At 69.7% G+C, this 19,161-nt stretch carries 14 protein-coding genes; 6 read left to right on the top strand and 8 right to left on the bottom strand.

From position 1 onward, the window contains the following. Positions 1 to 15 precede the first annotated feature (15 nt). Positions 16 to 915 carry an AraC family transcriptional regulator gene (locus GGR71_RS17350; RefSeq protein WP_160959571.1) on the top strand — a complete coding sequence of 300 codons (900 nt, stop codon included), beginning with the start codon at positions 16 to 18 and terminating at the stop codon, positions 913 to 915. A gap of 278 nt (positions 916 to 1,193) precedes the next feature. On the opposite strand, the gene GGR71_RS17355 is transcribed toward GGR71_RS17350, so the two are convergent. Both GGR71_RS17355 and GGR71_RS17360 read right to left on the bottom strand, forming a co-directional pair. Beyond that, on the bottom strand, positions 1,194 to 1,667 hold the full coding sequence (locus GGR71_RS17355; protein ID WP_160959573.1) for a DUF4410 domain-containing protein: 474 nt from the start codon (positions 1,665 to 1,667) through the stop codon (positions 1,194 to 1,196). An 85-nt stretch (positions 1,668 to 1,752) separates the two neighbouring features. Beyond that, complete coding sequence (locus GGR71_RS17360; RefSeq protein ID WP_160959576.1) at positions 1,753 to 2,538, bottom strand: transporter substrate-binding domain-containing protein; 786 nt, start codon at positions 2,536 to 2,538, stop codon at positions 1,753 to 1,755. 330 nt (positions 2,539 to 2,868) lie between these two features. Between GGR71_RS17360 and GGR71_RS17365 the strand changes: the two genes are divergently transcribed. Both GGR71_RS17365 and GGR71_RS17370 read left to right on the top strand, forming a co-directional pair. Continuing rightward, on the top strand, positions 2,869 to 3,807 hold the full coding sequence (locus GGR71_RS17365; protein WP_456362638.1) for a hypothetical protein: 939 nt from the start codon (positions 2,869 to 2,871) through the stop codon (positions 3,805 to 3,807). A 442-nt stretch (positions 3,808 to 4,249) separates the two neighbouring features. Continuing rightward, positions 4,250 to 5,023 (top strand): lytic transglycosylase domain-containing protein, encoded by a 774-nt coding sequence (locus tag GGR71_RS17370; protein ID WP_160959580.1) that lies wholly within the window; start codon positions 4,250 to 4,252, stop codon positions 5,021 to 5,023. Positions 5,024 to 5,096: 73 nt separating this feature from the next. Here the strand turns inward: GGR71_RS17370 and treA are convergent, their stop codons facing one another. Then, on the bottom strand, positions 5,097 to 6,782 hold the full coding sequence (gene treA / locus GGR71_RS17375; RefSeq protein ID WP_160959583.1) for an alpha,alpha-trehalase TreA: 1,686 nt from the start codon (positions 6,780 to 6,782) through the stop codon (positions 5,097 to 5,099). A 317-nt stretch (positions 6,783 to 7,099) separates the two neighbouring features. Continuing rightward, positions 7,100 to 8,026 (bottom strand): GAF domain-containing protein, encoded by a 927-nt coding sequence (locus GGR71_RS17380; protein WP_237474346.1) that lies wholly within the window; start codon positions 8,024 to 8,026, stop codon positions 7,100 to 7,102. 332 nt (positions 8,027 to 8,358) lie between these two features. On the opposite strand from GGR71_RS17380, the gene GGR71_RS17385 reads away from it, so the two are divergent. After that, positions 8,359 to 8,715, top strand: a complete 357-nt coding sequence (locus tag GGR71_RS17385) for a hypothetical protein (protein WP_343160809.1) — start codon at positions 8,359 to 8,361, stop codon at positions 8,713 to 8,715. 441 nt (positions 8,716 to 9,156) lie between these two features. On the opposite strand, the gene GGR71_RS17390 is transcribed toward GGR71_RS17385, so the two are convergent. The 4 genes from GGR71_RS17390 to GGR71_RS17405 all read right to left on the bottom strand — a co-directional run bounded on the left by GGR71_RS17390 (position 9,157) and on the right by GGR71_RS17405 (position 16,640). After that, a complete protein-coding gene (locus GGR71_RS17390; RefSeq protein WP_160959587.1) occupies positions 9,157 to 9,939 on the bottom strand; it encodes a DUF72 domain-containing protein in 783 nt (260 codons plus the stop codon). 498 nt (positions 9,940 to 10,437) lie between these two features. Further along, positions 10,438 to 13,335 (bottom strand): M16 family metallopeptidase, encoded by a 2,898-nt coding sequence (locus tag GGR71_RS17395; RefSeq protein WP_160959590.1) that lies wholly within the window; start codon positions 13,333 to 13,335, stop codon positions 10,438 to 10,440. Positions 13,336 to 13,466: 131 nt separating this feature from the next. After that, positions 13,467 to 14,918 (bottom strand): glycoside hydrolase family 5 protein, encoded by a 1,452-nt coding sequence (locus tag GGR71_RS17400; protein WP_160959592.1) that lies wholly within the window; start codon positions 14,916 to 14,918, stop codon positions 13,467 to 13,469. Between the two features lie 264 nt (positions 14,919 to 15,182). Continuing rightward, positions 15,183 to 16,640: a cellulase family glycosylhydrolase gene (locus tag GGR71_RS17405; RefSeq protein WP_160959595.1), complete on the bottom strand. Its 1,458-nt coding sequence runs from the start codon at positions 16,638 to 16,640 to the stop codon at positions 15,183 to 15,185. Positions 16,641 to 16,949: 309 nt separating this feature from the next. Here GGR71_RS17405 and GGR71_RS17410 point away from each other — a divergent pair, with 309 nt between their 5' ends. Beyond that, positions 16,950 to 18,623: a M28 family metallopeptidase gene (locus GGR71_RS17410; RefSeq protein WP_160959598.1), complete on the top strand. Its 1,674-nt coding sequence runs from the start codon at positions 16,950 to 16,952 to the stop codon at positions 18,621 to 18,623. Between the two features lie 83 nt (positions 18,624 to 18,706). Continuing rightward, complete coding sequence (locus GGR71_RS17415; RefSeq protein WP_237474347.1) at positions 18,707 to 19,159, top strand: hypothetical protein; 453 nt, start codon at positions 18,707 to 18,709, stop codon at positions 19,157 to 19,159. The last annotated feature ends 2 nt before the right edge of the window (positions 19,160 to 19,161 follow it).

Raw genomic sequence — 19,161 nt, forward strand, 5'->3', positions numbered from 1 at the left:
TACGGCGCCTTGCCGATGACCGCGCTCGCCCACCGCTACCAGGAAATGGCCACCCTGGTTGCCCGATTGGCCACGCCCGATGGCGATCACGACACCGCCATCGACGGCTTCTTCTGCTCCTACCGCTCCGCGCCGTCGCCGAAGACGCATACCGCGCAATGGCCGGTCTTTGCGCTGGTGCTGCAGGGCGAGAAGTGCCTGACCCTGGGCAGCGAGGAATACCGCTACGGGGTCGGCACCTTTCTGCTGGTGACGCTGGATCTGCCGGTGGTCTCGCGCATCACCCAGGCCAGCCCGGAGCAGCCACTGCTGGGCGTGGGCATGTCGATCCGGCCGGATCGGCTGCGCGAGTTGCTCGAGCGCATTCCGTTGCCGCCGCAGGTCGGTGCCGAGCGTCCGCGCGGGGTGTCGGTCAATACCGCCTGCCCGGACCTGCTGGATGCGACGCTGCGCATGCTGCGGCTGCTCGAGCGGCCGGCCGACATCGCGGCGATGGCGCCGCTGATCGAACAGGAAATCCTGTACCGCCTGCTGGTCGGGCCGTGCGGGCCGAACCTGCTGCGCATCGCCCAGGAGGACAGCCCGAGCAACCGCATCGCCAAGGCCATCGCCTGGCTGCGCCAGCACTACGCCGAACCGCTGCGGATCGAGGACCTGGCGCGCCAGGTCAACATGAGCGTGTCCTCGCTGCATCACCATTTCAGTGCAGTCGCGGCGATGACGCCGCTGCAGTACCAGAAGCAGTTGCGCCTGCGCGAGGCGCGGCGGCTGATGGTGGTGGAGCGCATGGACGTGGGCGCGGCTGGCTACCGCGTCGGCTATCAGAGTCCATCGCAGTTCAGTCGCGAATACAGCCGGCTGTACGGGCGTTCGCCGCGCAGCGATCTGGCCGAACAGTTGGGCCTGGCCGGTTGAGCGGGGCTGGCATGCGCTGGCCGCCTTGCATCTCCGAAGTGATGCTTGATCGACGACAGGGCATCTCTCTCAGTCCGAGGCGTGTCCCGTAGGAGCGGCTTCAGCCGCGACGGGCTTCACCGGGAACGCTCCGTCGCGGCTGAAGCCGCTCCTACGGGGCCAGTTGCATCCGGCTTGATCGTCGTGGAAGCAGATGATTCGAAGTGCCCTGCGGGCAGCGCGGTGGCGCGCATCGGTGCCCGTGCAGGACCGGTGCGGTCCTGCATGGGCACCATGGCTTACTGCAGTTCCTTGAGCCGCGCGACGATCTCCTGGGCGTGGCGCTCGATCAGCCCCTCCGAGGTGCCCCAGGCGGTGCTGTTGGTCGATTCCACGTCGAACTGCGCCGCGGTCTTGCCGCTGGCATCGGCGATGGTGACGCGGCTCTTGATCTTGTCGCGCCCGGCCATGATGCCGGCCCAGAACCGCGCGCCGTTGCTGCGCATGTAGTAGTGGTCGATGACGATGGTCATCTTGCGCGCATTGGCCTGGCCTTGCGCGCCGTGCAGGTGTGCCGCGTCCAGTTGTGCGTCGAGCTGGCGGTGGAACATGGCCAGGCTCTCGGCGTCGGTGTCGTCGTTGCCGGTGAGTTGGTACCAGTAGGTTTCGGCGGTGGTCGCCTTGTAGCTCTGGTGCACCACGCTGTTGGTCGCGCAGCCGGTGGCCAGCAACATCACGCCCAGCAGTGCGAGCGTTCTCCATTGCAGTTTCATGCTCTTTCCTTGTCGAGGTTCCCCAAGCCGGGGCGAACGCCGCCGGCTGCGGCAGCATAGCGGCTGCGCGCGGTCAGGCGGGAGGCTAGGGCGTCGTCTCCGCATCGCCCAGCCACGCGGCCACGATCCGCGCATAGGCGCCGCTGGCCTTGCTCAGGTGCAGCCATTGGTCGACGTAGGCCTTCCACGCCATGTCGTCGCGCGGCAGCAGGAACGCTTTCTCGCTGTACTGCAGCGGTTGCTGCGGTGCCACCGCGCACAGGCCGGGCACCTGGCGCTGCTGGAACCGCGCCTCGGAGGCGTCGGTGATCATGACGTCGGCGCGGCCCTCGCGTAGGTCGCGGAAGATGGCGGGGTTGTCGTCGGACAGGATCAGCTGCGCACGCGGCAGTTCGCGCCGGGCGAAGGCTTCGTTGGTGCCGCCGCGCGGTTCGATCACCCGCACCTCGGGGCGATCGATCCGGGCGATGTCGCGATAGCGCGCGCGGTCGGCGCAACGCACCAGCGGGATCTTGCCGTCTACCTCCAGCACCGCGCTGAACCAGGCCTGGCGCTGCCGCGGCAGCGACACCGAAATGCCGCCCACGGCGATATCGCAGCGGTCGGCGATCAGGTCCGGCAGCAACGTCGGCCAGCGCGTCGGCACCCATTGCAGCTTGACCTCCAGGCTCTCGGCCAGCGATTGCGCCAGGGCGATGTCGATGCCTTCGTAGCTGCCGTCGGCACGCAGGCGGCTGTAGGGCGCGTAGTCGCCGGTGGTGCACACGCGCAGCGTGCCGCGTTGCAGGACGCTGTCCAGGTGCGAGGGGGCAGCGTGCGTCGGCAGCGCCAGTGCGGCGCCGAGCAGCGCGGCGGCCAGGCGTCGGATCATGCGGTTCTCCTGCGGCAGGGCGGGCGTCGGTGCCCGCTGGCTGTACGCCGGCTGTCGCGCCGGCGGTGCGCGCCACCTTAGCCGTTTTGCGCATGCGCCGACGCAATCCCTGACGCGACAAGGCCTTGCGTGCGCCGGGCGGTCGCCGGTGACGCCGTGTTGCCGCTCGCTGCGCATGGCGGCACGCGTCGGCAACGGAACTCCCGGCACGCTGTACCGGTCCGTTCCCCACATTCGCCCCAGCCGCCTGCCCATGGATCCTCGACCCTCGTGACAGCCCTCCCTGCGCAAGACCGTTGGCTGCAGCTGTGGGCGGCACTAGCGACCGCGATGATCCTGGCCTTGCTGGGGCGCCTGCTGTGGGGCGCGCCGTCGGCGCCGCCGCGCGCGGTGGCCGAGGATGCGCTGCGGCTGGTGTTTCTGCCACGGCACTCCTTGCAGCGCGCCCCGGTCCCGCCACCGCCTTCCGTGCGGGCGCCGTCGGCGGCCGCGCGCACGCCGGCGGTGGCACGGCAGGCGCGTGCCACCGCCGCGCCGCCGTCTTCTTCGACGCCGCCGCGGACAGCGCCTGCGGCGACCGCGGCCGACGCGCGCATGGCGGCGACGCTCTATACCGGCGATGGCCATCCGCGCCTGCCTGACGGGGTGGCGGTGGATCCGTTCGCGCAGGCGCAGGGCACGCCACCGGGAACGCTCAATCCGCGCGACGTCGCCAAGTCCAAGCGCCTGCTCGAACGGCCCAACCCGATCGACTACCGGTCCACCCGCTTCGACAAGGACTGGGCCAGCGACGGCACCCTCGGCGACGTCGCGGTGCAGGGCATCGACCGGGCGATCAGGCAACTGTTGCCCAAGAACACCCATCAGTCGGCGGTGGCGCGGCCGCCGCCGGACGTGCGCTTCAACCCGGCGCTGCACGAACGCCCCAGCGACCTCGGCAGCGAGGCCACCGGCGATGCCTACAAGGCCGCGCCGATCGCCTTCGAAAAGGCGCCGGGGTTGGATGGCGAAGCCAGTCGGCGGATTCGCCAGGCGCTGGCCGAGTTGCAGCAACGCCGCGGCGCCTGCCCGGCCGCGCAGCGCACGCGCCTGCTGGCGCCGGTGCAGCAGCACCTGGACGCGCTGCTGCAGGTGGAAACCGCGATGGCCAAGGGCGCCGACCCGATCCGCGCGCAGCAACTGCTGCCGCGCGAGGCCGACAGCGCCTACGACCTGGCACGGCGCGCGTTGTGGTACGCCGATCAGAAACTGGCGGCCTGCGCGCCGTAGGCGGCGATTCGACCTTGGCAGCCGTCGGGACTGAAGTCCCTCCCACAGTGCACCCAGCCAGCTTGTTGCGGATTGCTGTAGGAGCGGCTTCAGCCGCGATGGCTTTCCAGGGAATTCCTCGTCGCGGCTGAAGCCGCTCCTACGTGTGTGCTCCCCTCGGGTTGTCAGAGGTACGCTTCGGCCGCGCAAGCGGAGGATGCGATGTATCCGACCTTGGAAGCGTCGGGACTGAAAGTCCCTCCCACAGTGCACCCAGTTATCTGGTTGCGGATTTCTGTAGGAGCGGCTTCAGCCGCGATGGCGTTACAGGGAAACCGTGGTCGCGGCTGAAGCCGCTCTTACGAGGGAGGGAACTGTCGGGCAGCGTACAGAGCCCCGCCATCACTCGCCTCGACGCGCGCTGCGCGATGATGCGTGCCCGCCCGATCCGATCGTGTCGCCGATGCCGCTTGCCCGTGCCGCGCTGTGCCTGCTGCTGTGCTGTGGCGTCGTCGCCGGCGCGTCCGCGCGCACCGTGTACCGCTGCGTGCGCGACGGCACGGTCAGCCTGGCCACCGCACCGGAACCGGGCTCGCGCTGCACGCCGAAGGAGCTGGACGATGCGGCGATCGCCACGCCCAATCCGTGGGGCAACCTGGGCGTGTTCAGTGGCACCCTGTACGAGCGCGAGCAGGACGGCCAACTGGTCTATTCCACACGCAACCTGCCGGGCTCGCGGCCCTACCTGCGCTTCACCGCCGTGACCCCGCCGGGCGAGGCGGCGCATCCCGGGCTGGGCAAGGTCGGGGCGCCGCAATTGCAACCGCATGCCAGGCAGTTCCGCGCCGCGGCGCGCGCCACCGGGGTGGACGAGCCGTGGCTGCGCGCCATCGCACATGCCGAGAGCGGCTTCGACGCTGCCGCGGTCTCGCCCAAGGGCGCGCAGGGGGTGATGCAACTGTTGCCGGAGGTGGCGAAGGAATACGGCGTGCGCGATCCGTTCGCGGCCGACCAGTCCATCGCCGGCGGCGCACGCTACATGCGCGCGCTGCTGCGCCGCTACGCTGGCGACCGGGTGCTGGCCGCGGCGGCCTACAACGCCGGCATCGGCACGGTGACGCGCTACGGCGGCGTGCCGCCGTATGCGGAGACCCGCGAGTACATCGACAAGGTGATGGCGCTGTACCAGCGTTATCGCACGGCGATGGGCGCCCCCGTGGAAACGCCGGCGCAATAGCGGCGGCCCTAACCGCCCGTCCTGACGCGTGCGCAGGCGAGCGCGACGTGGCCGCGCTGCCGCCCGCGTCGGTTCAGAGCGCGACTGCTTCCGCCTCGGCGTCGGCCTGCGCTTGCGCGTGCGCCGCTGCGGCCGGCGCCGCGTACAGGTCCAGCAGCAACAGGGTCACGCCGTTGGTCCAGCCGAAGCCGTCCTGCAGGGCGTACTCGCCGCCGCCGCCGCCCTTGGCCTGCGCGTCCACCGCGTACTTCTCCACCAGCTTGTGCTGCTGCGCGAACAACGCCTGCACCCGTGCCAGGAAGCGGCTGCCGATGCGTTGCGCCAGCGCGTCCTGGCCGTAGCGGCGCAGGCCGTCCACGGCGATCCACTGCAGCGGCGCCCAGCCGTTGGGTTCGTCCCATTGCTGGCCAGTGTGCAGGCGCGTGGTCGCTACGCCGCCGGGGCGCAGCAACTGCGCCTGCACGGTGTCGGCGCTGCGTTTGGCCCGGGCCGGCGAGGCGACCCCGACGAACAGCGGGTACAACGCCGCCGCGGTGACCTGCTCGCGCAGCCGGCGCTGCTGCCAGTCGTAGTCGGCGTAATAGCCGGCGTCGCTCCACAGGTGCTTGTCGATCGCCACCTTGCGCGCGCTGGCCAGGGCCGCGTAGTCGGTATCGCAGCCGGCCGCGCCGGGGTTCTTGGCGCAGGCCAGGGCCAGGGTGCTCTCCAGGTGGTAGAGCAGGCTGTTCAGGTCGACCGGGACGATGGCGGTGGTGCGGATGCTGGCCAGGGTCTTGCGGTCGCCGAGCCAGCGGCTGGAGTAGTCCCAGCCGCTCTCGGCGCCAGCGCGCAGGTCGCGGTAGACCTCGGCGGCGGGGCGGTCCTTGGCCTCGGCGGCGGTGCGCACGTCGTGCAGCCAGGCTTCCGGCCGCGGCGTGTCGCGGGCGTCCCAGTAGCGGTTGAGCAGGCTGCCGTCGGCCAGCCGCACCACGTGCGCATGCGCGTTGCCCGGGGCCAGGGTCTGCGCGCCCTCCATCCAGTAGGCGTATTCCTTCTGCAACTGCGGCAGGTAGCGCGCGTAGGCGGCATCGCCTTCCACCTTGGCCTGCAACTGCACCATGTGCGAGAAGAACGGCGGCTGCGAGCGGCTCAGGTAGTAGGTGCGGTTGCCGTTGGGGATGTGCCCGTAGGTGTCGATCAGGTAGGCGAAGTTGTCCAGCATCTGCCGGCTGCGTTCGCGCTCGCCGCTCTCCACCAGGCCGAGCATGGTGAAATAGGAATCCCAGTAGTAGACCTCGCGGAAGCGCCCGCCGGGCACCACGTAGGGATGCGGCAGCGACAGCAGGCTGCTGTAGGCCGGCACGTCGACCTGGCGTCGCACCAGCAGCGGCCACAGCGCGTCGATGTGCTCGCGCAGGCCGGTGTCCTGGCGGATCGCCTCGGTCTGCACCGGGCCGGATTCCTCGAAGTTGGCCGCGACGAAGCGGCGCAGGTCGAAGCCGGGTTGCTGGCGCTGCGCCAGATAGTCGGCATTGATCAGCGCCGGGTCGCGCAGCGGCAGCGCATCGACGAAGTGCTTCTGGTCGTCGAACAGCTCCTGCTGCTGTACTGCCTGGAACAGTTCCGGGTAGGCCAGGTCGGGCGTCTGCGGCGGCGGTGCCGGTGCGGTCAGCGTCGTCGCTGGACCGGCCTCGGCCATGGCGGTGTCGACGTTGCCGAGCAACAGGCCGAGCGACAGGCTCAGCAGTGGGGTGCAGCAGGGAGGAGCGGCATGGCTCATGTCGGGTCCAGAGCAGGATGCGTGCGGCATGGTAAACGACCGAAGCGGAGACGGGGCGGGCGCGGCCGGATCCGATGCGCGGCCCGCCGATCCTCCTTGGCGGCCGCGCGTCGTCCGGTTCGCACCGGTGAGGGACCGCAACATCTTGGGATATGCAAGAACGGGGCCGCCGCTGCGGCGAGCTGTCCGTCGCCAGGACCAGCCTTGGAGGACATGTCGTCTGCCGGGTGGTTGGCGCTGCTCCCAGGTCGGACGGCGGGTCGTTCAGCCTTCCGCCGGCGCCGATGCACGCAGCAGGTCGGCGTCCGCGGCGCCGCTCAGGGCGTCTGCGAATGCAGGCGGTCCTTCTCGGCGCTGAGCGCGGCTTCGGCGCGCAGGAACACCAGCCCGATCGACTCGTCCGCCCGCGTGGCCTGGGCGTCGCCGACCAGCACGGTCAGTCCGAGCGCCTGCTGCCGGGATGCGATCTCGCGCAGGCCACGCAGCTTCTGTTCGGCATCGGCGCCATGCAGCATCACGATGAATTCCGCGCTATCGGTGGCGCGGTCCACGCTGTCGGCACCGCCGTCCTGCACGTAGCTGGCCAGGGTCTGGTCCAACTGCTGCAGGCGGCTGCCGAGCATGCGCTCGCTCTGCCGTTCTGCCAGCGCGGCCAGTTCCTGTACTTCCAGGATCACCAACCAGTAGCGGCCGTTGGCGCCCGCATCTGCGCTGTCTGCCACCGGGTGCGCCTGCAGGAGCGCCTCGCGTTCGCGCTGCAGCGTGTCCCGGCGTTCGTCGAGCAGGCGCATGGCGGTGCGCGCCAGCGCGCGCAGGCCGTCGCGTTGGGTGTCCTTGAGCTCGCGCGGCGTGGTGTCCAGCACGCATACCGTGCCCAAGGCGATGCCCTCATCGGTCACCAGCGGCATCCCCGCGTAGAAACGCGCGCCGGTGTCGCCGCGGACCACCGAAATGTCGGCGAAACGCGGGTCGTCGGCGAGATCGGGCACTTCCAGCAATTGCTCGGGTTCCCGGATCGCGTGGTCGCACACTGCCTGGCTGCGCTCGGTCTGCGGCACCTCCAGGCCCATGCGGGCCTTGAACCACTGCCGGTCGCGGTCCACCAGCGACAGCAGTGCGATCGGCGTATCGCACAGCGCGGCGGCAATCTGCACGATGTCCTGGTAAGTGTCCTCGGGCAGGCTGTCGACGATGCGGTAGCTGTCGAGGACACGCTGGCGCTGGGCTTCATCGGTCATGGGCATGCTGGGCTTCGTGCATGGATCGCAAAGCGCGTCACGATACCCCAGTGTGCGAAGCCGGACCGTAGACGACATCGCATGCGTGATACGGCGCACATTGAAGGGCTTCGACGCACTGCCGGACCGTAGCATCGACCTCGGCGCTGCACCGCCGCAAGGGCGTGATTTGCAGTGATAGGATGCACGCTTTCACTTCGGCCCCATCGCCATGTCGGGTGCATGGCATCGATCGCGGGGATCTGCGATCGATGCGCCTGCAACGCCTGTCGCATGGCCTGTCCGGACGTCTCTGTGCTGCAGGGAACGTGCGCCGCCACTCAACAAGGATCCTGGCCGTGACACTGTTCGACCCTCGCCATGTGCGTACGCTCGCCACGTCCCTGCTCGCCCTCGCCCTGTTGCCAGGCCTGGCGTCGGCCAGCAGCGTGACCGGGACCGTCAAGGACCTGTCGGTCCGCGCGACCGATGGCGTCCACTACGTCGTGATCAACGCGACGCCCACGCAGCGTCCGACCTGCGCGGCCAGCACCACGTACTACATGATCAAGGACGAGAAGTCCGATACCGGGAAAGCGCAGCTGGCGATGTTGCTGTCCGCCTACATGGCGGGAAAACCGGTCTGGATCGAAGGCGGCGACACCTGCACCCGATGGGGCGATGGCGAAGACATCCGCACGGTGAGCTTCCACTGAGCGACACGGGTCGCACGCCAAGACGGTTGCCGCCAGTACGTGCGCGTGGATGCGGTCCTGCGACGACCGCGATGGGACTGCGCCTAGACGTGGTATGCCTTTGTGCGTGCGATCGCACGCTGCCCAGCGACGGCAGCGAAGCGTGCCATCGACACGCAGGCGCTGAAGACCTGCCGACACGTGCCGCGACGCCCACGTCGCGCTGTGATCCCCTCGCAGCGCAGCATACGTTGGCCGATCCGTGCCTGACCGGCTGGCCGTCGCTGTCCAGCACCTGCACCTATACCTGCACTTCGCCCAGCTTCAGCGCGCGTACCGACGCTTCGATCTGCTTGAGGGCGCGGCTGAAGCCACTCCTGCAGGGGCGGCGAACGCGAGGCGGGTTCCAATCGTAGCGCGGGCTTTTCCCGCACATCGTGGGAATCAGCGGGACGTGGCGGGTCAGCCGGCTGCGCGAGCGCCGAACGCGCGCAGCTGCGTCTGCAGCGTGGCGGCGTTGTCGAGGGCGTGGCCGAGCGCGGTGTTGTCGAAGATCACCCAGGCTTCGTCCGGGTGCGGCGTGGCGGCGACGACGCGCTCGGCCAGGCTGCGCAATGTGTCGTCGGCGTAGTCGCTGTAGTAGATGCGCGGTGCGCCGTGCCAGCGCCAGTAGGCCGGCGTCGCCGTGCCTGCCGGCTGTGCGGCGGTGGCGTCCAGGGCCGGGTCGGCGGCCACGCGCGCGATGCCGTGGCGCTGCCACAGCGCCTCGGCGCGCGCGCTGAACCAGCTGGCGTGGCGCGGTTCGCAGGCGATGCCGCGGTGCCAGCGGCGCCGCAGCATGGCGAAGAAGGTGGCGGCGGTGCGTGCATCGAAGGCCAGGCTCGGCGGCAACTGCACCAGCAGGCAGCCGAGCTTGTCGCCGAGATGGCCGACTTCGCCGAGGAAGGCCTGCAGAAGCGGCCCGACGCGGTACAGGCGCGCGTCGTGGGTGATCGCGCGTGGCAACTTGGCCGAGAAGCGGAACCCCGTCGGCACGCTGTCGGCCCAGCGCTGGTAGGTGCTCGCGCGGTGGGCGCGATAGAACGTGGAGTTGATCTCGACCACGTCGAAGCGGGTGGCATAGCGCGCCAGCTGGCTGGCGCCGTCGCCGACCAGGGCGCGCTGCGTGCTGGCGATCGACCAGCCGGCGCAGCCGACGCGGATGCGGGGCACGGCGTCGGCGCGGCGGGGCGAAGCGGTCGGCATGGCGATGGCGGGCGGGGACAGGCTTTCGGGATATCAAGCGCTGCGACCAAGTGCCGTGAAGGACATGGCCGGCCCTGTAACGGCCTTGCCGGGTGGTTCTCGTGCATCGCGATCTCCGATCGGCAACAGCGTCCAGGAGGCGAGTCGATTTCTTGGAGGATGCCGGGCCGGACCGTGTTACGGACATCGCAAGGCGCGGCGCGCAGCCTTGTCATCCGTCCGTGCAGCGCTCGCATGCCCGCGCGGCCGATGGATGCAGCGCGCCGCGATGGCTGCGCGCTATGCCCGCGCGCGTGTGCATGCCGGTTGCGCCGGAGCGCAGCGTGCGAGGTCACTGCCGTCGCATGTTGCATGTTGCATGTCGCATGTCGCATGTCGCATCGCGCGATGGCGATGGCGATGGCGATGGCGATGGCGACGCATTGTGATGGCGCCGGCGACCACGCTGGTGCCGGCGCATCGCGCCTGGCGGGGCCGTCCCGCCAGGCGTGTGCGGCGTTACTGCTTGGCGGCCGCCGTGGCCTTTGCCTTGACCGGCTGGCCGTCGCTGTCCAGCACCTGCACCTCGCCCAGCTTCAGCGCGCGCACCGGTGCCTCGATCTGCTTGAGGTCGCCGACGATGACCCAGGTCATCGCCTGCGGCGCCACGATCTCCTTGATCGCCGCTTCCGCCGCCGGCTGGTCGATCGCTTCCAGGCGCGACTTCAGCGTCTGCACGTAGTCGTCCGGGCGGCCGTACTGGACGATGCCTTCCATCGCGCTGAGCACCGCGCCGGTGGTCTCGAAGCTGCCTGGCAGGGCGCGCACGCGCTGTTCCTTGATCTTGGCGATCTCGGCGGCGGTCAGCGGCTTGTCGCCGACCACGGCCTTGGCTTCCTTGAGGATCTCGGCGGCCGATTCGGCGGTCTTGTCGGTCTGCACCGGGGCGAAGAACAGGAACGGGCGCTGGCCGATCGCGTCGATCATGAAGCTGTTGGCGCCGTAGGCCCAGCGCTTGTCCTCGCGCAGGTTCATGTTCAGCCGCGAGGTGAAGGTGCCGCCGAAGGCGCCGTTGGCCACGCCGATGGCCAGGTTGTTCGGCGCCTTGGTCGAGGGCGCCAGCAGGCCGGCCAGGATCAGCGATTGCGGGGCGTCGTCGCGGTTGATCAGGAACACGCGCGGCTTGGGCTGCGCGGCCACCTGCGGCAGGGTCTTGGTCGGGCGCTTGCCGGACGGGGCCTGCCAGTCGCCGAACGCGGCATCCAGTTGCGGGATGATCTTGGCCAGGGTGGTATCGCCAGCCACCAGGATGCGCACGTTGTCCGGACGCAGCCAGTTGTTCTGGAACGCGCTCAGGTCGCCCGCGGTGAGGCTCTTGATCGCCGCCTCGGTGCCGGTGCCGGTGAGCGGCACGCCGTACGGATGGGTCGGGCCGTACAGCAGCGGCGGCAGGGTGCGCAGCGCCAGGCCCTGCGGCTGGGTCTTCTCCTGCGCGATCGAGGCCAGCCACTGGCCGCGGATGCGCTCGATGTCGTCGGCCTTGAACGCCGGGTTGCGCACGATGTCGGCGAACAGGTCCAGCGACGGCGCCAACTGGTCGTTGAGCGCGTTGAGCGAGGCATCGCAGCTGTCCAGTTCGCAGGACACGCTGGTCATCGCACCCAGGCGCTGGCGGCGCTGCGCCACGTCCACCGAATCCAGGTTGCGGGTGCTCTCGTTCATCAGCGCCGCAGTGAAGTTGGCGGTGCCGAGCTTGCTGCCGCGGTCGGTCGCGTAACCGGCATCGAACAGCAGCTGGATCTGCGTGACCGGGATGGTGTGGCGCTCGGCCAGCACCACCTCGATGCCGTTCTTGAGCTTGCCGCGCTGCAGCTGCGGGAAGCTCAGGCTCGGGAACTGGCTGGTCTCCGGCACGCCGGCGGTGCGGTCCACCTGCGACTTGCCGACGCTGTAGTTGGCCTTGGCCGGCACCTTGGGTGCGGGCTTGCCCGGGGCCGCCGCCAGCGGCTTGACCGCCTTGTCCTCGGCCGCCGGATCGAAGCCCTCCGGCGCCGGCAGCACGGTCAGCAGGTAATCGCCCTTGCCGAACCAGGTGTCGGCGGCCTTGCGCACGCTGGCGACGGTGGCGTCCTGCGCGCGCTGCAGGTCCTTCTTGTAGGCGCCCGGATCGTTGCGGTAGACCTGGCCCTCGGCCAGCACGGTGGCCTTGCCGCCGAAGCCGCCGACCTTCTCCAGGCCGCGCACGAAGCCGGCGCGGTAGCCGACCTGGGCGCGTTGCAGTTCGTCGGCGGTGGGGCCTTCGGCGAGGAACTTCTGCAGTTCGTCGGCGATGGCGGCCTCGACCTTGGCCGGGTCCACGCCTTCCTTCACGTCGGCGGTGATCTGCAGCTGGCTGGCCAGCGCGAACGACTGCAGGCCGGCGGAGACGTCGTCGGCCAGCTTGTCGCGGTAGACCAGGCGCTGGTACAGGCGGCTGGTCTTGCCGCCGCCGAGCACGGTGGTGGCCAGGTCCAGCAGCACCGCGTCGTCGGTGCCCAGCTGCGGCGCCACCCAGGTGCGGTAGATGCGCGGCTGCGCGACGTGGTCGTGCTGCACGCCGCGGGTCTGCTTGGCCAGCGGGGTGATCCACGGCTGCTGGCGCGGTACCGGCCGGCCGGCGGGGATGTCGCCGAAGTACTGCTCGGCCTTGGCGCGGGCCTGCGCCACGGTGATGTCGCCGGCCAGCACCAGGGTGGTGTTGGCGGCGCCGTAGTTGTCGTGGAACCACTGCTTGACGTCGTCCAGCGAGGCCGCGTCGAGGTCGGCCATCGAGCCGATGGTGTCGTGCTGGTACGGATGGTTGGCCGGGAAGATGTTGGCCAGGATGTTCTCGTCGACGCGGCCGTAGGGGCGGTTCTGGCCCTGGCGCTTCTCGTTCTGGACCACGCCGCGCTGGGTGTCCAGTTCCTTCTGGCCGATCGCGCCGAGCAGGTGGCCCATGCGGTCCGATTCCATCCACAGCGCCGTGTCCAGCGCGGTGGTCGGCACGGTCTCGAAGTAGTTGGTGCGGTCGAACCAGGTGGTGCCGTTCATGTCGGTGGCGCCGACCTTCTCGAACGGTTGGAAGTAGGTGCCCTTGTGGTTCTCCGAGCCGGAGAACATCAGGTGCTCGAACAGGTGCGCGAAGCCGGTCTTGCCGGCCGGCTCGTCGCCCGAGCCGATGTGGTACCAGATGCTCACCGCCACCACCGGCGCCTTGTGGTCCTCGTGCACCACCACGGTCAGGCCGTTGGGCAGGGTGAAGCGGGTGTAGGCGATCTCCGGCGCGGTCGCCTGGCCCGGCGTGGCCGCGGCCAGGGCCGACGGCGCGGCCACCAGGGCGGCGCCGGTACCGAGGGTGAGGATGCTGGAGATCAACAGCGACAAGGGACGGAGCATGGGCCGGGCCTGAGTGTGGACAGTGCGCCAGCATAGAGGGGCGGCGGCGGCCGCGGGAACGTGACTGATGGCACACCGCGGGGTGCACCGGGTGGGGGCCGGTACCGCGCATCAGGAATGCAGCGCAGCGCTCAGCGCGCGGCGCAGAAGCCGAACTCGGCAGTGGCGCCGGGGGCCAGGGTCTTGTTCCAGTCCACGCCGCTGGCGTTGAGGGTGGTGCCGGACTGGGTCCAGGTGGCGTTCCACAGGTTGTTGACCGTGCCATTGATCGACAGGGTGGCGGTCCAGTCGCCGCTGCTGGCGCCGGTGTTGGTCACCTGCACACGGTTGCAGTACCCGGCGTTCCAGTCGCTGTCGACCAGCACCTTGGTGCTGAAGCTGCTGCCGGACGGCGGCGGCGTGGGCGTTGTGCCGCCGCCATTGCCACCACCGTTGCCGCCCCCACCACTGCCACCGCCACTGCTGCCGCCGTCCCAGAGCTTCTTCAGCAGGGTCACCTTGTCGTTGCGCACCGTGCTCCAGTCGTCGTTGAGGATGCCGCCGGTGTCGCCGCTGTTCGGGTTCCACGACCAGTAGAAGCCGCTGTGGATGCCCTTGCCGATCAGGTAGTCGACCAGCGCGTTCTGCCACTGCACGTCCAGCGGGTTGCCCTGGCCGTACTTGCCGCCGAACTCGCCCAGCAGCAGCGCGTGGCCGGCCTGGGCGAACTGGCCGAAGTGCTGCTCCCAGATCGCCGGCATGTTGGCCGGGAAGTTGGACGCGCTGAAGTAGGGCTGCATGTAGACGTCCGGCCCGTACACGTGCGGGGCGAGCAGCAGGCGGTTGGCCGGAATGGCCAGCGGCGTGCAGGCCAGCGGCTCCAGGTTCTCGCCCCAGAAGTGGGCGGTGTTGCTGGAGCAGGTGGACGTGTTGGAAATGCCCTCGACCACGATCAGCCAGTTCGGCGCCGCGTTCAGCACCACCGCCGACGCGTGTTCGGCCGCTTTGTTCCAGTCGGTGGCGGCATTGCCGCTGCCCCAGGTGGCGGCGCCGTGCGGCTCGTTCTTCAGGTCCAGGCCGATCACGCCCGGCACCGACGCGTAGCGTTTGGCGACGAAGCTCAGATCATTCAGCCATTGCTGCTCGCTGTAGCTGCCGGTGTACCAGAGTTCGGAGATCGCGTTGCAGTCCGGGGTGTGGTGGTCGAGCAGCACGTACATGCCGCGGCTGCTGAGTTCGTTGATCACCTTGTCGAGCAACTGCAGCGAGTTCAGACCCTGCAGGTCCGGGTTGCGGCTGTAGTCGATGCTGCCGGGCGAGACCGCCTGCAGCGTCTGCGGGCAGAACGGCAGGCGCACGGCGTTGAAGCCCAGCCCCTGCATCTGCGTGATCATGTCCTTCCAGTTGCGCGCCCACAGGCCGTGCACGGTGTGCTGCGAGGTCTCGAAACCGAACCAGTTGACGCCACGCAGCTGCACGGCGTTGCCGGCGTCGTCCACCACCTTGCCTTGCTGGATGGCGTAGCTCCAGGCCGAGCCGCTGGCGACCACGAGCGCCGCGGCCAGCAGGCAGCGGGTGAGGTGGGAATGCAGGGATCGATTCATCGCGGTGCTCCGATGGCGGCCGGCGCGGAGCGCGCCGGCCAAAGGGGGGCGGATGCTTGGCGGCGATGATCGGCAGTGTCCGCCGTGGCGGCCGTGACTGCCGTTGCAGAAGACAGGCTTGTCCACGGATTGCGCGCAGGCGCTGCGATGTGCCGGCGGACGGGCAGGAGCGTGGCGCAGAGCGCAGAAACGCCAACGGCAGCGTCAAAGGACGCTGCCGTTGGCGTGTTACCCCGCGCGGTGCGCGGGGCGATGGCGCAGTCTTCAGCGGGCGGCGCAGAACCCGAACTCGGCGGTGGCGCCGGGGGCCAGGGTCTTGTTCCAGTCCACGCCACTGGCGCTGAGCGTGGTGCCCGACTGCGTCCAGGTGGCGTTCCACAGGTTGTTGACGGTGCCGCTGATGGACAGGGTGACCGCCCAGTTGCCGGTGGCGCTGCCGCTGTTGGTCACCTGCACGCGTTCGCAGTAGCCGGCGTTCCAGTCGCTGTCGACGATGATCTTGGTGCTGAAGCTGGCGTTGCCCGGTGCCGGGGTCGGCGTGGGCGTCGGGGTCGGTTCCGGGGTGGGCGTCGGTGTCGGCGTCGGAGTGGGGGTCGGCGTGGTGCCGCTGGTGTCGCCCCACAGCCGCTTCAGCCCGGCCATCTTCTCGGTGCGCACGGTCGTCCAGTCGTCGTCCAGCACGCCGCCGGTGTCGCGGCTGTTGGGGTTCCACGCCCAGTAGAAGCCGCTGCGGATGTTCTTCTTGATCAGGTAGTCGATCAGCGCCTTCTGCAGGACCGGGTCCTGCGCCTGGTTGCGGCCTTCGTTGCCGCCGAATTCGCCGATCATCATGGCGTAGCCGCGCTGGGTCAGCTGGCCGAACTGGCGCTCCCAGATCGCCGGCATGTTGGCCGGGAAGCTGCTGTCGCCGAAGTAGGGCTGCCAGTTCACGTCGGGGCCGTACACGTGCGGGGACAGCAGCAGGCGGTTGGCCGGCACGTTGAGCTTGGTGCAGGTCAGCGGTTCCAGGTTGCCGCCCCACCAGTAGCCGTAGCTGCTGGAGCAGGTCGGGTTGTCGGTGATGCCCTCGACCACGATCAGCCACTTCGGCGCCACCTTCAGCACCGCCGCCGAGGCGCGCTCGACCGCCTTGTTCCAGTCGGTCTGGAGGTTGCCGGTGCCCCAGGTGTTGCGGCCGTTCGGCTCGTTCTTCAGATCGATGCCGATCACGCCCGGCACCGACGCGTAGCGCTTGGCCACGAACGTCAGGTCGCTGAGCCACTGCTGCTCGCTGTAGGAGTCGGTGTACCAGAGCTCGGAGATGCCCTGGCAATCGGGCGAGTGGTGGTCCAGCAGCACGTACATGCCGCGGCTGCTGAACTCGTTGATGACCTTGTCCAGCACCTGCAGCGAGTTCAGACCCTGCAGGTCCGGATTGCGGCCGTAGTCGATGCTGGTCGGGGCGACGCCGCGCAGGGTCTGCGGGCAGAACGGCAGGCGCACGGCGTTGAAGCCCAGGCCCTGCATCTGCGTGATCATGTCCTTCCAGTTGCGCGCCCACAGGCCGTGCACGGTGTGCGCGCTGCCTTCGAAGCCGAACCAGTTGACGCCGCGCAGCTGCACCGCGTTGCCGCGGTCGTCCACCACCGTGCCTTTGCTGATCGCATAACTCCAGGCCGAGCCGCTGGCGGCCAGCAGCGCGGCGGCCAGCACGCAACGGGTGATGCGGGTGAGGGGGGACATCGACATCTCTGCAGGTCTCCGGAAGTGGGCCGGCCCCGCAGTCGGAGCGGCCCAGGTGATGGTGGGGATGAAGCACTCCGCGCCCGGCTCGGGTGGAAGCGGGGGCGGGCGCGCGGATCGGCGTGGCCACCGATCCCCGCGGCCCCGCGATGCGCGAGCGCGGCATTAGAGCATGTTCAGCTTCATATTTGAGTGGTTTATCACAATAAATTTTTGCGACAGCGCACGTATGGCGGTCATTCGGCCCACCCTGGCCCGGGTTGCGCACCGCTACACTCGACGTTCTTTGTGTCCGCCGAGGGGAACTCCATGAAACGACCGATCGTGAGCCTGCTGGCCATGGCGCTGTCCGGCGCCTGCGTGGCGGCGCCGCCGTCCGCACCGACCTTCGACACCAAGCGCCTGTCGAACGACGTCAAGACCCTGGCCTCCGACGCCTACGAAGGCCGCGCCCCGGGGTCGGCGGGCGAGGAGAAGACCGTGGCCTACCTCAGCGCGCAGTTCCAGGCGGCCGGCCTGCAGCCGGGCGGTGACCTGCGCGACGGCAAGCGCCTGTGGACCCAGGCGGTGCCGTTGCGCCGCGCCGACATCGTCGGCACCCCGCGCCTGGCCATCGCCAGCGGCGACCAGCGCCAGACCCTGACCCAGGGCCAGCAGATCGCCGTGCGCGCCGCCCTCGACGGCAGCAGCCAGGTGACCCTGGACGGTGCGCCGCTGGTGTTCGTCGGCTACGGCGTCAAGGCGCCCGAGCGTGGCTGGGACGACTTCAAGGGCGTGGACCTGAAGGGCAAGATCGCGGTGGTGCTGATCAACGACCCCGATTTCGAGACCGGCAAGGGCGCGTTCGACGGCAAGGGCATGACCTACTACGGCCGCTGGACCTACAAGTTCGAGGAAGGCGCGCGGCAGGGCGCGGCCGGCGTGCTGATCGTGCACGAGACCGCACCGGCGTCCTACGGCTGGGCCACCGTCGCCAACTCCAACACCAACAGCATGTTCGACGTGGTCCGCGACGATCCCAAGACGGTGCACCCGGAACTGGAGGGCTGGATCCAGCGCGATCTGGCGGTGAACCTGTTCAAGCGCGCCGGGCTGGATTTCGACGCGCTGAAGAAGCAGGCGCAATCGCGCGACTTCAAGCCGGTGGAGCTGAAGGGCGAGCGCCTGTACGCCGACTATGCGGTGAAGTCGGAGGTGATCACCTCGCGCAACGTGGTCGCGCGGCTGCCCGGCACGACCCGCCCGGACGACACCCTCATCTACACCGCGCACTGGGATCACCTGGGCGTGGGTGCGCCCGACGCCAAGGGCGACCGCATCTTCAACGGCGCGCTGGACAACGCCAGCGGCGTCGCCGCGCTGCTGGAACTGGCCCGCGCCTTCGCCAAGGGTCCGGCGCCGCAGCGCTCGGTGGTGTTCATGGCGGTCACCGCCGAGGAGAAGGGCCTGCTCGGCTCGGAGTACTACGCCTCCAAGCCGCTGTATCCGCTGGCGCGCACGGTGGCGGTGATCAACATGGACGGCATGAGCCCGTTCGGGCCGTCGCGCGATTTCGGCATCTACGGCACCGCCAAGCTGGAACTGCTCGACGACCTCAAGCGCGTGGCCAAGGGTTGGGATCTGCGCTACACGCCCGATCCGAAGCCGGAGGCCGGCTACTTCTTCCGCTCCGACCACTTCTCCTTCGCCAAGCGCGGCGTGCCGGCGCTGTCCTTCGCCGCCGGCCAGGACTGGGTGGATGGTGGCGTGGCGGCCGGCAAGGCCGCTTCGGACGACTACACCGCCAAGCGCTACCACCAGCCTGGCGACGAGTGGCAGCCGAACTGGACCTTCGCCGGTGCCGCACGCGACATGCAGGTGCTGTACACGCTGGGCGAGGAGCTGGCCAATTCGCCGCAGTGGCCGAACTGGAGCCGCGACTCCGAGTTCCGCGCCACCCGCGACGCCAGCGCCGCGCAGCGCCAAGCCGCGCCCGCCAAGTGAGCCATGCCGCATTGCCGCCTGCGTCGCAGGCGGCTCCGGAGCCGCCGCCGGGTACGCTCGCGGAAGGGACCGATCAGGCCGACATGGACGCGGGCAACGACCCGCTGCCGCGCTGGCTGGTCGGTGTCGGCGTGGTGATGACCTTCCTGTTCGTCGGCCCGCCGCTGGGCTCCCTGGTGGTCGGGCTGCCGGTGGCGATCGCGCTGACCTGGGGGCAGAGCCTGGTCACCGATACGCTGCCGGTGCTCCTGCTGATGGCGATGTTTTCCTACGTCTTCGGCGCCTTGCCGGCACTGCTGACCGGTCTGTTCGCCGCACGCGCCTGGCCCCGCCTGCGCGGCTGGCGCGCGCATCTGCGTCTCGGCCTGATCGGGGCGGGCACTTCGGCGGTCTGCATCGCCGCGGTGCTGGCCGTGTTCGACAGACGTTACGCCCCGTTCCACGAGAGCGCCATCGCGGTGGGCCTGTGTGCGTTGGCCGGTTTCGTCGGCGCCCTATTGCCGTCGCGCGCGCTGCAATTCCTGCGCGGCGGCTGAGC

Source organism: Xanthomonas sp. F1 (assembly GCF_014199855.1).